We start from the raw sequence: 15186 nt of genomic DNA on the forward strand, positions 1-15186 counted from the left end.
CTCTCTGATGGACGATGTCATGACTGAAAACACTGCCGTACCGCTGTCGGTACTGGATTTATCGCCAATCCCGCAAGGGGCCAAAGCGCGCGACGCTTTCCACTGTTCGCTGGATCTGGCGCAACACGCCGAACGCTGGGGCTACCAGCGCTACTGGCTGGCCGAGCACCACAACATGACCGGCATCGGCAGCGCCGCCACCTCGGTGCTGCTGGGCTATCTGGCCGCCGGCACCCAAAGCATTCGCCTCGGCTCCGGCGGCGTAATGCTGCCGAACCATGCGCCGCTGGTGATCGCCGAGCAGTTCGGCACGCTGGAATCGCTCTACCCCGGCCGCATCGATCTGGGGCTGGGCCGCGCGCCTGGCACCGATCAGCGCACCATGATGGCCTTGCGCCGCCACCTGTCCGGCGACGTGGATACCTTCCCGCGCGACGTGCAGGAACTGCAAAACTACTTCTGCGATGCGCAGCCCGGCCAGCCGGTGCAGGCGGTGCCGGGCCAGGGGCTGCATGTGCCGCTCTGGCTGCTCGGCTCCAGCCTCTACAGCGCGCAGCTGGCGGCACAGCTCGGCCTGCCGTTCGCCTTCGCTTCGCACTTTGCCCCGGATATGCTGTTCCAGGCGCTGCAGCTGTACCGCGAGAACTTCAAACCGTCCAAACAGCTGGCGCAGCCGCACGCCATGGTGTGCGTCAACGTGATCGCCGCCGACAGCGACCGCGACGCGCGCTTCCTGTTCAGCTCGATGCAACAGCAGTTCATCAATCTGCGCCGCGGTTCGCCCGGCCCGCTGCCGCCGCCGGTGGATAACATCCACGCGCTGTGGACCGCAGGTGAGCAATACGGCGTCGAGCAGGCGCTGCGGATGTCGATCGTCGGCGACGAAAATACGGTGCGCCACGGGCTGCAAACGCTGCTGCGTGAAACCGATGCCGACGAGATCATGGTCAACGGCCAGATCTTCGATCATCAGGCGCGGCTGCGTTCGTTCGAGATTGTCGCCGGGGTGAAAGGCGACATCGTGAAGGGCTAAAAAGCGAAAAGGCGGTGGAAACCCCACCGCCTTGGCGTTAACGCTGAATCAGATAGCGGATGGTCGGCCCGTCCTGTTGAATATCCAGCACCTTGTAGCCGTGGTTGCGCGCATCGAGCGGGATGTTGTTGATCGACTGCGGGCAATCGCTGATCACCTCCAGGATCTCCCCCGGCTTCAGCTGCGGCATCGCCTCCAGCGTCGCCACCGCCGGGTACGGGCAAGGTTCGCCCAGCATGTCCAGCCGGTAGTCCGGCACTATCGTCGTCTCTTTCATGGCATGCTCCTCAAATTCACCACCTGCGCCTCAGGCCGGGCGCGGAAAAAGCGTTTCTCCCACCACAGCATGGCAGCGAAGGCCAGCGCCAGCAGCAGGTAAGTCACCAGCAGGCCGCCGATCGGGCCGAAGGTATCGAGCAGGTTAATCTTGTCGTAGTCGGTCGCCAGCGCCGGCGCCAGGTCGTCCCAGTAATAGGCCAGCAGCGTAGCGCCGATGATGTTGCCCAGCCCCACCCACCAGTAGTGCACCTGCCCTTCCACGGCGCGGTACATCCAGCCGGTCTCGCAACCGCCGGCCAGCACGATGCCGAAGCCGAACAGCAAACCGCCGAGCACCGCATTCGGGCCGGCCCACATGATCTTCGGCGCCACGCCCAGCTGCACATAGCTGAAGATACCGATGGCGCTCACCGCCATGCCGATGATGATGGCTTTCGCCATGTGGGTGCGGCCGGTGATCCACAGATCGCGGAACGCCGAAGTGAAGCAGATCTGCGCGCGCTCGATCAGCAGGCCAAAGCCGATGCCGAACAGCATGGCGATGCCGAGCTTCGGCGCATCGAACAGCGTCCACAACGACCAGGCCACCGCCAGGCCGAAGATCGCCATGCCCAGCCGGAAACGGCGACGCGCCTGCTCAGGCTTCTGCGTCAGCGGCGCGGCGGCCTTCACCTTTTGCAACTTGACCGGAATGCGGAACATCGGCAGCAGCGTGAATTTGGCGCCGAAGTAGGAGCCGGCGGCGGTCGCCAGCGCGAAGAACCAGGCGTGTAACGAGAACTGCGGAATGCCGGTGAAAAACGCCGCCAGGTTGCAGCCCATCGCCAGGCGTGCGCCGAAGCCGGCGATGATGCCGCCCAGCAGCGCCTGCACGATGCGAATGCGGTGCTGCGGCTGACGCAGTTTGATGTTGTTGGCCCATAGCGCGGCGGCGATACAGCCGGCGAACATGCCGATGATCATCCGCCCGTCGATGCGCTCCAGCGGCGTGCCCTGCAGGCCGATGACCTTGAAATAGCCCCACTGCTCGGGGTGCAGGCCGAACCACTGCAGCACATGGCCGCCCCAGCGGGTGAACTCGCCGGTCACCGCCCAGAAGGTGCCGGTCATGCCGAAGTAGTAGGTAGAAAGGATCCCGGCGGCGATCACCGCCGGCAGCGGCGCCCAAAAGCGCACCAGGTATTGAGATTTAAACTGCTGCCAACTCATGGCATCTCCCGTGCATATCATCCGTAAGAAAAAACCTTATGAATGATACGCCATTCAGGGGCGTTTGACGGCAACTTTCAGGCATAAAAAAACCAGCCCGCAGGCTGGTTTTTCAGAGCGCTTCACCGCGAACGGCGAATCAGCGATTACGCGTCGCCGAAACGACGACGTGGTGCTGCCGGTGCGCCGTCATCACGGCGTGGCGCTGGCTTGCCGTCACGGTTGTAGTTACCGCCACGACGCTCGCCGCCGTTACCGCCTTCACGACGTTCGCCGAAGGAGCGACGCGGGCCGCCTTCGCGACGTTCGCCGTTGAACGGACGACCGTTGCCGCGACGCTCGCCACCGTTGCCACCGTCACGACGCTCGCGACGTTCGAACGGCTGTGCATCGCCCAGCAGCTGCATGTTCATCGGCTTGTTCAGGATGCGAGTGCGAGTGAAGTGATTCAGGATCTCGCCCGGCATGCCTTTTGGCAGCTCGATGGTGGAGTGGGAAGCGAACAGCTTGATGTTACCGATGTAACGGCTGCTGATGTCGCCTTCGTTAGCGATGGCGCCAACGATGTGACGAACTTCAACGCCATCGTCACGGCCCACTTCGATGCGGTACAGCTGCATCTCGCCAACGTCACGACGTTCGCGACGCGGACGATCGCCATCACGGCTGTCACGACGGTCGCCACGATCACCGCGACGATCGTCACGGTCGTTGAACTCGCGGCGCTGACGCGGCTTGAAGACCGGATCCGGCGGCAGGATCAGCGGACGTTCGCCCTGTGCCATTTTCAGCAGCGCTGCGGCCAGAGTTTCCATATCCAGCTCTTCTTCCGGCTGCAGTTTGGTCAGCAGTGCGCGGTACAGGTCCAGATCGCTGCTTTCCAGCTGCTGCTGAACTTTCGCGGCGAACTTGGCCAGACGACGCTCGCCCAGCAGTTCTGCGTTCGGCAGTTCCACTTCAGGGATGGTCAGCTTCATGGTGCGTTCGATGTTGCGCAGCAGGCGGCGTTCGCGGTTTTCCACGAACAGCAGCGCGCGGCCGGCGCGGCCCGCACGACCGGTACGGCCGATACGGTGAACGTAAGACTCGGAGTCCATCGGGATGTCGTAGTTGACAACCAGGCTGATGCGCTCAACGTCCAGGCCACGGGCCGCAACGTCGGTCGCGATCAGGATATCCAGACGACCGTCTTTCAGACGCTCCAGAGTCTGCTCACGCAGCGCCTGGTTCATGTCGCCGTTCAGCGCGGCGCTGCTGTAACCGCTGCGCTCCAGCGCTTCGGCCACTTCCAGGGTCGCGTTCTTGGTACGAACGAAGATGATCGCCGCGTCAAAGTCTTCGGCTTCCAGGAAACGCACCAGCGCTTCGTTTTTACGCATGCCGTAGACCGACCAGTAGCTCTGGCTGATGTCTGGACGGGTGGTCACGCTGGACTGGATGCGCACTTCCTGCGGCTCTTTCATGAAGCGGCGGGTGATGCGACGGATCGCTTCCGGCATGGTAGCAGAGAACAGCGCGGTCTGATGTTCAGCCGGGATCTCAGCCATGATGGTTTCTACGTCTTCGATAAAGCCCATGCGCAGCATTTCGTCGGCTTCATCCAGCACCAGGCCGCTCAGGTTAGAGAGGTTCAGGGTGCCGCGCTTCAGGTGGTCCAGCAGACGGCCTGGGGTACCCACAACGATTTGCGGGCCCTGGCGCAGAGCGCGCAGCTGCACGTCGTAACGCTGGCCGCCGTACAGGGCTACCACGTTGACGCCGTTCATGTGTTTGGAGAAATCGGTCATCGCTTCAGCAACCTGAACCGCCAGTTCGCGGGTCGGTGCCAGCACCAGGATCTGAGGTGCTTTCAGGTCTGCCTGCAGGTTGTGCAGCAGCGGCAGCGAGAACGCTGCAGTTTTACCACTACCGGTCTGTGCCATGCCCAGCACGTCGCGGCCGTTCAACAGGTGAGGAATACACTCAGCCTGGATCGGAGATGGTTTTTCATAGCCCAGATCGTTCAGGGCGGAAATGATTGGAGCAGACAGCCCCAGATCAGCAAAAGAGGTTTCAAACTCAGTCGTCATGTACACGTGCCTCATTAATAATGGCAGCCAGTCTACATAACTCGTCGAGAAAATTTTCAGTCATTTTCATTGAAAAGTGTGAACCGGCTCAAATTAGATTATAAAACGAACAAAAAAGCCCTCGCCCGTTAAGGCGATAACTTTGGTTAAAAACCAATGTCCATCAGGCTGATAGGTGTTCGTCAGCTATTGCTGGTCCGATTCCGATAGGTCGTCTTGTTCTTGGCCCAAAAGCGCCAATTCCAACAATGCATAGCGGTGCTCAACGAAGTTGTGAACGTTGTTAGACACCGTCAGTTTGAACAGCGCCGAAGCGGTGTCCTTGTCCCCCAGACTCAGGTAGTGTTTACCCAAATAGAAGTCAGTTTCACTGAGATGCTCAGCGAGCGAAGTGTTATCCGTTGCATCTGCCTTGAGGCGTTCCATCAGCGTTTTTTCGCTGATCTTGCCCAGGTAGAATTCGACAATATTCCATCCCCATTGCCCTCTGTCCGCTTTGTCATAGCGCTGCTGAAGCGCTACCTCGGCCTTCTTGGGATCGATTTCTCGCTCCACCAGATACAGCCATAACGAACGGAAGGGATCGTTTGGGTCGTCTTGATAAAACGCCTGCAGATCATCCTGCGCCAACGGGAAGCGGCCGCCATAATACAGTGCGATGCCCCGGTTTAAACGCGCGTAATTGTAAGTTGGATCAAGCTCTAGTACAGAATCAAACGCTTCATAGGCAGCATCAAAATTGCCTGCCTGCGTTAAGTAAATGCCCAGGTAGTTGAAAACTTCCGGCATGTCGGGACGTATCGCCAGCGCCTGCGAGAAATCATTGCGCGCTAATGCACGTAACCCGAGGCTATCATACAGCACACCGCGCTCATATAAAAGCTGTGCGCGTTCGTCATCCGTCAGTGCCCGGCTGGCAAGAATTTGTTCCATGCGCGCCAGGATCACTTCCTGCTGCAACGTTGGCTGCAACGGGATTGCCAAAACTTCGTCTTTACGCCAATCATGGTTGCTGCATCCTGCCAGCATGAGTGCTGTCGCAACGTAACACCAGCGCAAGAAAGGCTTCATTTCCCACTCCCGAAGACAAACATTGGATGAACGTCCTGTCCTCCGTTTGCTAAAACGCGGGCATCCTACCCGCGCGATACGAACAGCTCCCAACCCCATGGCGGGGAGCTGTAAAACTATCTATACAGTTATTCTGCTTCAGGCGCAGGTGAACCTGCTTCCGGCGCCATCGCTTCTTTGATGCTCAGACGCACGCGGCCCTGACGGTCAACTTCCAGTACCTTAACCGGCACTTCCTGACCCATCTGCAGATAGTCGGTCACTTTCTCGACGCGCTTGTCGGCGATCTGAGAAATGTGCACCAGACCTTCTTTACCACCGCCGATAGCGACGAACGCGCCGAAATCAACGATACGGGTCACTTTACCCTGGTAAATACGGCCCACTTCGATCTCTGCCGTGATCTCTTCGATACGACGGATAGCGAATTTCGCCTTCTCACCGTCGGTCGCTGCGATTTTAACTGTACCATCATCTTCAATTTCGATGGTAGTGCCAGTCTCTTCGGTCAGCGCGCGGATAACGGAACCGCCCTTACCGATCACGTCTTTAATCTTATCCGGGTTGATGCGGATAGTATGAATACGCGGTGCGAATTCGGAGATATCGCCGCGCGGGGTGCTGATAGCCTGTTCCATTACGCCCAGGATGTGCAGACGCGCGCCCTTGGCCTGGTTCAGAGCCACCTGCATGATTTCGCGGGTGATGCCTTCGATTTTGATGTCCATCTGCAGCGCGGTGATACCGTCGCGGCTACCGGCCACTTTGAAGTCCATGTCGCCCAGGTGATCTTCGTCACCCAGAATGTCGGACAGAACCACAAAGTTATCGGCCTCTTTCACCAGGCCCATCGCGATACCCGCAACGGCGGCCTTGATTGGCACACCGGCGTCCATCAGCGCCAGAGACGCGCCGCACACGGAAGCCATGGAAGAAGAACCGTTGGATTCGGTGATTTCAGACACCACGCGAACCGTGTACGGGAAATCTTCCGGTTTAGGCATCATAGCCAATACGCCGCGTTTCGCCAGGCGACCGTGACCGATTTCACGACGCTTAGGAGAACCGACCATGCCGGTTTCGCCTACGGAGTACGGAGGGAAGTTGTAGTGGAACAGGAAGCTGTCGGTCTTCTCGCCCATCAGCTCGTCCAGGTTCTGGGCGTCGCGCGCGGTGCCCAGGGTCGCGGTAACCAGCGCCTGAGTTTCGCCACGGGTGAACAGCGCGGAACCGTGGGTGCGCGGCAGTACGCCGGTGCGCACGTCCAGGCCACGGATCATGTCTTTTTCACGGCCGTCGATACGCGGCTCGCCACGCAGTACGCGGCTGCGCACCACGTTCTTCTCGACGTTGCCCAGGATGTCCTGGATTTCGCCGGCGTCCAGCGTTTCGTCCTGCGCCAGCAGGGTTTCAACTACGCTGTCTTTGATCGCGTCAACCTGAGCGTAACGCTCTTGTTTTTCGGTGATGTGGTAAGCGTCGCCCAGGCGAGCTTCGGCCAGTTCAGCCACGCGCGCGTGCAGCGCTTCGTTGACCGCTGGCGCCTGCCAATCCCACTTCGGTTTGCCGGCTTCGGCAACCAGAGCGTTGATGTTCTCGATAACCACTTGCTGCTGGTCGTGGCCGAATACCACGGCGCCCAGCATCTGATCTTCGCTCAGCACGTCCGCTTCGGATTCAACCATCAGCACCGCACCGGCAGTACCGGCAACCACCAGGTCCAGACGGCTTTCTTTCAGCTCGTCGGTCGTCGGGTTCAGCACGTACTGATCGTTGATGTAACCTACGCGCGCTGCGCCGATTGGGCCGTTGAACGGAATACCGGACAGGCTCAGGGCGGCAGAGGCACCGATCATCGCAACGATGTCCGGGTTCACCTGCGGGTTAACGGAAACCACGGTCGCGATCACCTGAACTTCGTTCAGGAAGTTGTCCGGGAACAGTGGACGGATCGGACGGTCAATCAGACGGGAAGTCAGGGTCTCGCCTTCGCTCGGACGGCCTTCGCGACGGAAGAAGCTGCCCGGGATACGACCAGCGGCGTAGGTACGCTCTTGGTAGTTAACGGTCAGCGGGAAGAAGCTCTGGCCCGGCTTGGCTTTTTTCTGGCCAACAACGGTAACGAAGACGGCGGTGTCATCCATGCTCACCATAACGGCGGCGGTGGCCTGACGAGCCATCATACCAGTTTCGATGGTGACGGTATGCTGGCCATACTGGAATTTGCGAATGATCGGTGTCAGCAAAATTATATCCTTGATTAGCGGCGCGCAATCGCATTGACGACTCGACACGCCTGTGACTCGATTTGCCTTCTCACTACATCCTCGCGACTAATGACAATCCTTATCTCAGGCGGGAGATAAAGCCTCTCATTAGCCGCGCGAACCTCTGTAACGGAAGAACCTGTTTGGAAACATCAGTAATACATTAACCTGATTTGCTTATGCTTCCTAGAAGAAAGGGGCCAAAATAGGCCCCTTTCCACTGAAACTTGCTAGATTAGCGACGCAGACCCAGACGCTCGATCAGGCTGGTGTAACGTGCTACATCTTTACGCTTCAGGTAGTCCAGCAGCTTACGACGCTGAGAAACCATACGCAGCAGACCACGACGGCTGTGGTGATCTTTTTTGTGCTCGGAGAAGTGGCCTTGCAGATGGTTGATCTGCGCAGTCAGCAGGGCAACCTGAACTTCGGTAGAACCGCTGTCGTTAGTACCACGACCGAAATCAGCTACGATTTGAGCTTTAGCTTCAACACTTAGAGACATTGTAATACTCCAGATTATAGATAATAAAAACAGGCGCCGATCTCTAATTCAGCAACCCAATGCATAAGCTGCGCCATTCTACTCTTAGCGCAGTGCGATCGCAAGGCGACGCAGTGCCCCGCCGTCAGTCGAAATGTTCGACCACCAGGCGGCGCGGCGCCACGCGACCATCCTCGGCGATGTCGCCAACGCCGATGAATTTCCGCTCTTCACCCTCGGTGATACGCACCATACCGGAGGCCGGCGCACCGGCCACCTGCACCGGCTGCCCCTGCTTGACGTAGCCCGCCACCACCGGCAGCAAATTCACTTCCGGATAGTTCTCAACCGGGCTGTCCATCGGCATCAGCAGCGGATCGAGCAGCTCGCCGGGGGCGATCGCTTGTTCCTGCGCCTGCGCCAGCAAGGCGTTCAGCTGTTCCAGCGTCACCATGCGCGCGATCGGGTAAGTCGCCACCTGCAGGCGACGCAGATAGATCACGTGCGCGCCGCAGCCCAGCAGCTCGCCGAGATCGTCGGTGATGGTGCGGATGTAAGTGCCTTTCGAGCAGTGAATCTCCAGCTCCAGCTCATCCCCTTCCCAACGGATAAACTGCAGCTCGTACACCGTGATGCTGCGCGCTTCGCGCGGCACTTCAATCCCCTGGCGCGCATACTCGTAGAGTTTCTTGCCCTGGTATTTCAGCGCCGAATACATCGACGGCACCTGCTGGATGTCGCCGCGGAAGGTGTCCAGCGCCGCGTCGAGCTGCGCCTGGGTGAAGTTCACCGGGCGCTCCTGCACGATCTGACCGTCGGCGTCCGAGGTATCGGTACGCTGCCCCAACTTGGCGATCACCCGATAGCGCTTGTCGGAATCGAGCAGATATTGCGAAAACTTGGTCGCTTCACCCAGGCAGATAGGCAGCATGCCGGTCGCCAGCGGATCGAGCGCGCCGGTGTGACCCGCCCGGTTGGCGTTGTACAGGCGCTTTACTTTTTGCAGCGCATCGTTGGACGACAAACCCTGCGGCTTGTCCAGCAACAGCACGCCGTGGATATCACGGCCGCGGCGACGAGGGCGACTCATCAGTCCTCCTTGTCATCGCCTGAGGCGGAACGGCGCTCGGCGTCGTTCTTCACCACGTTGGTCACCAGGTTGGACATGCGCATGCCTTCCACCAGGGAGTTATCGTAGGCGAAGGTCAGCTCCGGCACCACGCGCAGGCGCATCGCTTTGCCCAGCAGGGTGCGGATGTAACCGGAAGCGTCTTGCAACGCTTTGATGCCGTTGTTGACCAGATCCGGATCGTGGTTCTCGGTCAGCACGTTCAGGAAGGTGACGTAAACCTTGGCGTACGCCAGATCACGGGACACTTCCACGCCGGAAACGGTCGCCATGCCGACGCGCGGATCTTTCACTTCACGCTGCAGAATGATCGCAATCTCTTTCTGCATCTCTTGCGCCACGCGTTGACCGCGGCTGAATTCTTTTGCCATTTTGGATTCTCCAGACAAATCGGGGGGCACAAAGGCCCCCCGTAAACAGATATAAGCAGATGTGCAATCGTTAAGCGATGGTGCGTTGGATCTCAATGATCTCGAACACTTCGATCATGTCGCCGACGCGCACGTCGTTATAGTTCTTAACGCCGATACCACATTCCATGCCGTTACGGACTTCGTTAACGTCATCTTTGAAGCGGCGCAGGGATTCCAGCTCGCCTTCATAGATAACCACGTTGTCGCGCAGTACGCGGATTGGGTTGTGACGCTTGATGGTCCCTTCGGTAACCATACAGCCGGCGATAGCGCCGAACTTAGGCGATTTGAACACGTCGCGCACTTCGGCCAGGCCGATGATCTGCTGCTTGTATTCCGGCGCCAGCATACCGCTCATCGCCTGCTTCACTTCGTCGATCAGGTTATAGATCACGGAGTAGTAACGCAGATCCAGGCTTTCCGCTTCGATCACGCGGCGCGCAGAAGCGTCGGCACGCACGTTGAAGCCCAGGATGATGGCGTTGGAAGCCGCAGCCAGCGTCGCGTCGGTTTCGGTGATACCACCTACGCCGGAGCCGACAATCTTCACCTTCACTTCGTCGGTGGAGAGTTTCAGCAGCGAGTCGCTGATCGCTTCGCAAGAACCCTGAACGTCGGATTTCAGTACGATGTTCAGCTCGGACACTTCGCCGTCGGTCATGTTGGCGAACATGTTTTCCAACTTGGACTTCTGCTGACGCGCCAGTTTGACTTCGCGGAACTTGCCCTGACGATACAGCGCCACTTCACGCGCTTTCTTCTCGTCACGCACTACGGTCGCTTCGTCACCCGCTGCAGGCACGCTGGACAGACCCAGGATTTCCACAGGGATAGACGGACCGGCGGAGGTCACTTCACGGCCCAATTCGTCGCGCATCGCACGCACACGGCCGTATTCGAAGCCACACAGGACGATGTCGCCCTTGTTCAGCGTACCTTCCTGAACCAGCACGGTAGCCACTGGGCCACGGCCTTTATCCAGGAAGGACTCGATCACTACGCCGCTCGCCATGCCGCTGCGTACCGCTTTCAGTTCCAGAACTTCGGCCTGCAGCAGGATAGCCTGCAGCAGTTCGTCGATACCGGTACCGGCTTTCGCGGATACGTGGACGAACTGCGCTTCGCCGCCCCACTCTTCCGGCATAACGCCGTACTGAGACAGTTCCTGCTTAACGCGGTCCGGATCGGCTTCCGGTTTGTCGATTTTGTTAACCGCAACCACCAATGGCACCTGCGCCGCTTTCGCGTGCTGGATAGCTTCGATGGTCTGTGGCATCACGCCGTCATCAGCCGCCACCACCAGAACCACGATGTCAGTTGCCTGAGCACCGCGAGCACGCATCGAGGTAAACGCGGCGTGACCCGGGGTATCCAGGAAGGTGATCATGCCGTTCTCGGTTTCTACGTGGTAGGCACCGATGTGCTGGGTAATGCCGCCGGCTTCGCCCGCCGCCACTTTAGTGGAGCGGATGTAGTCCAGCAGAGAGGTTTTACCGTGGTCAACGTGGCCCATGATGGTCACGACCGGCGCACGCGGTTCAGCCGCAGCGCCCGTATCACGGTCGCTCATCAGCGCTTCTTCCAGCTCGTTTTCACGACGCAGGATAACTTTGTGGCCCATCTCTTCGGCAACCAGCTGTGCGGTTTCCTGGTCGATAACCTGGTTGATGGTGGCCATGGCGCCCAGCTTCATCATCACTTTGATGACCTGAGAACCTTTTACCGCCATCTTGTTGGCCAGCTCGGCTACGGTGATGGTTTCACCGATCACCACGTCGCGGTTAACCACCTGCGCCGGCTTGTTGAAGCCCTGCTGCAGAGCGCTAGGCTTGCGTTTGCCGCCTTTACCGCCACGGGTAACGGCGCGCGCTTCTTCGCGATCCGCTTTGGATTCGGACAGCTTGTTGCCTTTCTTCTGCTTGGTGGCTTTGCCGCCGCGGGTGCGGCTGCGACGATCGCCTTCAACTTTGGCGTCGTTTTCGTCTTCAGCGGCACGGGCATGCTGAGAGGTGGTCACGTGATAGTCGGCGCTTTCAACCGCAGCGCTTGCCGCGTCGGCCTGGGCCCACTTCTCGCCGTTCTCTTCGGCCATGCGACGGGCTTCTTCCGCCACGCGCTTGGCTTCCTCTTCAACCTTGCGGCGCACTTCCTCTTCCGCTTTGCGTTTCAGTTCAGCGGCTTCGGCTTCACGGCGTGCTTTTTCCGCCTGAGCTGGCTTGGTCATTTCGTCGGTATGTTGATTGGTCACTTTTTCTTTTTCCGCTGAATTACGCTTAGCAATCTCCGCGGCCTCACGTTTGGCTTGCTCTTCGGCTGCGCGCTTCGCTTCCGCTTCGCGTTTTGCGAGCTCTTCCGCTTCGCGCCGTGCCTGCTCTTCCGCTTCACGCTGTGCCTGCTCTGCCGCTTCAGCCAACTGGGCTTCCTGCGTATCGCGATTTACATAAGTGCGTTTCTTGCGGACCTCAATTTGCACCGATTTACTTTTACCGCCGGTGCTCGGGATATTCAAGGTGCTGCGCGTTTTGCGCTGCAAAGTGAGTTTACCCGGCGCGCTGCCGTGTTCACGGTTCAGGTGCGCCAGCAATGTTTCTTTTTCTTGCTGGGTAACAGAGTCCGACTCGGACTTGTTGATCCCTGCATCAGCAAACTGCTGTACCAGGCGATCAACCGGAGTCTGAATCTCTGCTGCCAGCGATTTTACGGTTACATCTGTCGTCATGCTGTTCCTTCCTGCTACAGTTATTACGCGTTGTCGCCAAACCAACAGATATTGCGTGCAGCCATGATCAGCTCGCCGGCTTGCTCATCGCTAAGCCCTTCAATATCAGCCAGATCGTCAACACCCTGCTCGGCAAGATCTTCCAGCGTACAAACCCCACGCGCGGCCAGTTTAAAGGCCATGCTGCGCTCAAGACCCGGCAGGTTGAGCAAATCGTCGGCCGGTTTGTTGTCGCCCAGGCTTTCTTCTTGTGCCAGGGCCAGCGTGGTCAATGCAGCTTTGGCGCGTTCGCGCAATGCTTCAACCGTATCTTCATCCAGACCGTCGATTTCCAACAGCTCTTTGATCGGCACGTAGGCCAGCTCTTCCAGCGTGGAGAAGCCTTCTTCAACCAGTACGGTGGCGAAATCTTCGTCGATATCAAGATACTTGGTGAAGGTATCAATAGCGGCATGAGCCTCGGCCTGGTGCTTGGCCTGCAGGTCGTCCGCCGTCATCACGTTCAGTTCCCAACGATCGTCGCCGCGGTGTTGTTTCAGCAGCTGGGAAGCCAAACGCACGTTTTGGCCGTTACGGCCGATCGCCTGCGCCAGGTTGCTGGCTTCAACGGCGATATCCATGGTGCAGTTATCTTCGTCTACCACGATCGACGCGACGTCGGCCGGCGCCATGGCGTTGATGACGAATTGCGCAGGGTTGTCATCCCACAGGATGATGTCGATACGTTCGCCGCCGAGCTCGCTCGACACGGCCTGAACGCGCGCACCGCGCATGCCTACGCAAGCGCCGACCGGGTCGATGCGCTTGTCGTTGGTTTTCACTGCAATTTTCGCGCGGGAGCCAGGATCGCGGGCTGCCGCTTTAATTTCAATCACTTCTTCGCCGATTTCCGGCACTTCGATGCGGAACAGTTCTTTCAGCATTTCCGAGCTGGAACGGCTGACGAACAGCTGCGCGCCGCGAGCTTCAGGACGCACGGCGTACAATACGCCGCGAATGCGGTCGCCCGGACGGAAGTTTTCGCGCGGCAGCATGTCTTCACGGCCAATCACCGCTTCGGCGTTGTTGCCCAGATCCAGCGCGATGCTGTCGCGGTTCACTTTCTTCACCACGCCGGTGACGATCTCGCCTTCGTGTTCACGGAAAGCGTCGACCACCATCGCACGCTCGGCTTCGCGCACTTTCTGCACGATAACCTGCTTGGCGGTTTGGGTGGTGATACGGTCGAAGGTCACGGATTCGATCTGATCTTCGACGTAGCCGCCGAGCTCGATGCTCGGATCTTCAAACTGAGCGGCTTCCAGCGTGATTTCACGCGTTGGCTGAGTCACTTCGTCTACGGCGACCCAACGGCGGAAGGTATCGAAATCGCCGGTTCTGCGGTCAATGCTGACGCGCACGTCGATTTCCTGCTCGTATTTTTTCTTGGTTGCGGTGGCTAATGCAGTTTCCAGCGCTTCGAAAATCTTCTCGCGCGGAAGGGATTTTTCATTGGAAACTGCTTCAACAACAGCCAGAATCTCTTTGTTCATCCTAGTTGCCTCTTCCAAACTTTAAAAGTGGGGTACCAGGTTCGCTTTCTGGATGTTGCTCAGCGCGAACACTTCATCTTTCCCTTCCACAGTAACCGTGATCATCTCGCCTTCGACAGACTTGATAATACCCTGCCACTTGCGACGGTTCTGTACCGCCATGCGCAGGACCAGGCTGACTTCTTCACCGAGGTAACGCGTATAGTGTTCTGCGGTGAACATCGGGCGATCAAGGCCAGGAGAGGAGACTTCCAAGTTGTAAGCGACCGTGATTGGATCTTCGACGTCCAATACAGCGCTGACCTGGTGGCTGACATCAGCGCAATCATCAACATTGATGCCGTTGTCACTATCAATATAGATGCGGAGCGTCGATTGGCGCGCACGAATGAATTCGATGCCTACAAGCTCAAAGCCCAACGCTTCTACGGGTGCCGAAAGCATCTCTGTTAACTGTTGCTCTAATGTGGACAAGCCCACCCCCAAGACATAAAAAAAGGGCTAAATAGCCCAGTGATTCTGTTGCCAAATAACAAAAAACCCCGAAAAATCGGGGCTTTATGCAACTGGACCCTGTTTGCCGCTAGGCGGCCTCGGTACAACTTTCGAGCAAGTGTCATTTTCAAATGTTGATCGAGAAAAGCGGGTTTCAATCGAAAAGTGTATTTGAAAATAAACACTTAAAGGAAAGTGGTTGCGGGGGCCGGATTTGAACCGACGACCTTCGGGTTATGAGCCCGACGAGCTACCAGGCTGCTCCACCCCGCGTCCGAAAACGTGGCAAATACTACGCCGATAATCGCAAAATTGCAAGTTATCTCTGGGATTTGGTACCGAGGATGGGACTCGAACCCACAAGCCCGTTAGGGCACTACCACCTCAAGGTAGCGTGTCTACCAATTCCACCACCTCGGTACTGATTCTTACTGCTAACGGCCGTTGTTCTTTCGAGTTCACAACCACCGTTTTCAAACTCTGTTG

Annotated in this window: 13 protein-coding genes and 2 tRNA genes; 1 reads left to right on the forward strand and 14 read right to left on the reverse strand. The window is 58.3% G+C overall.

The window, feature by feature from the left end; all coding sequences use genetic code 11:
- The first annotated feature begins 19 nt into the window (after window positions 1–19).
- A complete protein-coding gene (locus GKN89_RS13820) occupies window positions 20–1033 on the forward strand; it encodes a luciferase-like monooxygenase (protein WP_175565696.1) in 1014 nt (337 codons plus the stop codon).
- Between the two features lie 37 nt (window positions 1034–1070).
- On the opposite strand, the gene yedF is transcribed toward GKN89_RS13820, so the two are convergent.
- The 14 genes from yedF to GKN89_RS13890 form a co-directional block, all read right to left on the reverse strand.
- Complete coding sequence (gene yedF, locus GKN89_RS13825) at window positions 1071–1310, reverse strand: sulfurtransferase-like selenium metabolism protein YedF (RefSeq protein ID WP_004933486.1); 240 nt, start codon at window positions 1308–1310, stop codon at window positions 1071–1073.
- Window positions 1307–2521 (reverse strand): selenium metabolism membrane protein YedE/FdhT, encoded by a 1215-nt coding sequence (yedE, locus tag GKN89_RS13830; RefSeq protein ID WP_004933488.1) that lies wholly within the window; start codon window positions 2519–2521, stop codon window positions 1307–1309. Before yedE ends, yedF begins: the two co-directional genes overlap by 4 nt.
- Before the next feature lie 146 nt (window positions 2522–2667).
- A complete protein-coding gene (locus GKN89_RS13835; RefSeq protein WP_004933492.1) occupies window positions 2668–4590 on the reverse strand; it encodes a DEAD/DEAH family ATP-dependent RNA helicase in 1923 nt (640 codons plus the stop codon).
- Complete coding sequence (yrbN, locus tag GKN89_RS24525; RefSeq protein WP_099032700.1) at window positions 4580–4660, reverse strand: protein YrbN; 81 nt, start codon at window positions 4658–4660, stop codon at window positions 4580–4582. Before yrbN ends, GKN89_RS13835 begins: the two co-directional genes overlap by 11 nt.
- Window positions 4661–4776: 116 nt before the next feature.
- Window positions 4777–5661 (reverse strand): lipoprotein NlpI, encoded by an 885-nt coding sequence (nlpI, locus tag GKN89_RS13845; RefSeq protein WP_004933495.1) that lies wholly within the window; start codon window positions 5659–5661, stop codon window positions 4777–4779.
- A gap of 128 nt (window positions 5662–5789) precedes the next feature.
- On the reverse strand, window positions 5790–7907 hold the full coding sequence (gene pnp, locus GKN89_RS13850; RefSeq protein ID WP_019453336.1) for a polyribonucleotide nucleotidyltransferase: 2118 nt from the start codon (window positions 7905–7907) through the stop codon (window positions 5790–5792).
- Window positions 7908–8163: 256 nt separating this feature from the next.
- On the reverse strand, window positions 8164–8433 hold the full coding sequence (gene rpsO, locus GKN89_RS13855) for a 30S ribosomal protein S15 (RefSeq protein WP_004933502.1): 270 nt from the start codon (window positions 8431–8433) through the stop codon (window positions 8164–8166).
- 124 nt (window positions 8434–8557) lie between these two features.
- Window positions 8558–9502 (reverse strand): tRNA pseudouridine(55) synthase TruB, encoded by a 945-nt coding sequence (gene truB / locus GKN89_RS13860; protein WP_004933505.1) that lies wholly within the window; start codon window positions 9500–9502, stop codon window positions 8558–8560.
- Window positions 9502–9912 (reverse strand): 30S ribosome-binding factor RbfA, encoded by a 411-nt coding sequence (gene rbfA / locus GKN89_RS13865; protein WP_019453338.1) that lies wholly within the window; start codon window positions 9910–9912, stop codon window positions 9502–9504. The genes truB and rbfA overlap by 1 nt, the downstream gene beginning before the upstream one ends.
- A gap of 70 nt (window positions 9913–9982) precedes the next feature.
- Window positions 9983–12673 carry a translation initiation factor IF-2 gene (gene infB, locus GKN89_RS13870; protein WP_019453339.1) on the reverse strand — a complete coding sequence of 897 codons (2691 nt, stop codon included), beginning with the start codon at window positions 12671–12673 and terminating at the stop codon, window positions 9983–9985.
- A gap of 23 nt (window positions 12674–12696) precedes the next feature.
- Window positions 12697–14205 carry a transcription termination factor NusA gene (gene nusA, locus GKN89_RS13875; protein ID WP_019453340.1) on the reverse strand — a complete coding sequence of 503 codons (1509 nt, stop codon included), beginning with the start codon at window positions 14203–14205 and terminating at the stop codon, window positions 12697–12699.
- A gap of 21 nt (window positions 14206–14226) precedes the next feature.
- On the reverse strand, window positions 14227–14679 hold the full coding sequence (rimP, locus tag GKN89_RS13880; RefSeq protein WP_004933515.1) for a ribosome maturation factor RimP: 453 nt from the start codon (window positions 14677–14679) through the stop codon (window positions 14227–14229).
- Window positions 14680–14896: 217 nt separating this feature from the next.
- Window positions 14897–14973, reverse strand: a tRNA-Met gene (locus GKN89_RS13885).
- Between the two features lie 60 nt (window positions 14974–15033).
- Window positions 15034–15120 (reverse strand) — tRNA-Leu (locus GKN89_RS13890).
- Between the last annotated feature and the right edge of the window lie 66 nt (window positions 15121–15186).

Origin of the sequence: Serratia sp. YC16 (assembly GCF_009707615.1) — a bacterium.
GTDB lineage: Bacteria > Pseudomonadota > Gammaproteobacteria > Enterobacterales > Enterobacteriaceae > Serratia > Serratia surfactantfaciens.

Bases quoted from the DNA above. Each gene is read 5' to 3' on its own strand.
- GKN89_RS13820 (WP_175565696.1), top strand. From the start codon at position 20: ATGACTGAAAACACTGCCGTACCGCTGTCGGTACTGGATTTATCGCCA.
- yedF (WP_004933486.1), bottom strand. From the start codon at position 1,310: ATGAAAGAGACGACGATAGTGCCGGACTACCGGCTGGACATGCTGGGC.
- yedE (WP_004933488.1), bottom strand. From the start codon at position 2,521: ATGAGTTGGCAGCAGTTTAAATCTCAATACCTGGTGCGCTTTTGGGCG.
- GKN89_RS13835 (WP_004933492.1), bottom strand. From the start codon at position 4,590: ATGACGACTGAGTTTGAAACCTCTTTTGCTGATCTGGGGCTGTCTGCT.
- yrbN (WP_099032700.1), bottom strand. From the start codon at position 4,660: ATGAAAATGACTGAAAATTTTCTCGACGAGTTATGTAGACTGGCTGCC.
- nlpI (WP_004933495.1), bottom strand. From the start codon at position 5,661: ATGAAGCCTTTCTTGCGCTGGTGTTACGTTGCGACAGCACTCATGCTG.
- rpsO (WP_004933502.1), bottom strand. From the start codon at position 8,433: ATGTCTCTAAGTGTTGAAGCTAAAGCTCAAATCGTAGCTGATTTCGGT.
- truB (WP_004933505.1), bottom strand. From the start codon at position 9,502: ATGAGTCGCCCTCGTCGCCGCGGCCGTGATATCCACGGCGTGCTGTTG.
- rbfA (WP_019453338.1), bottom strand. From the start codon at position 9,912: ATGGCAAAAGAATTCAGCCGCGGTCAACGCGTGGCGCAAGAGATGCAG.
- infB (WP_019453339.1), bottom strand. From the start codon at position 12,673: ATGACGACAGATGTAACCGTAAAATCGCTGGCAGCAGAGATTCAGACT.
- nusA (WP_019453340.1), bottom strand. From the start codon at position 14,205: ATGAACAAAGAGATTCTGGCTGTTGTTGAAGCAGTTTCCAATGAAAAA.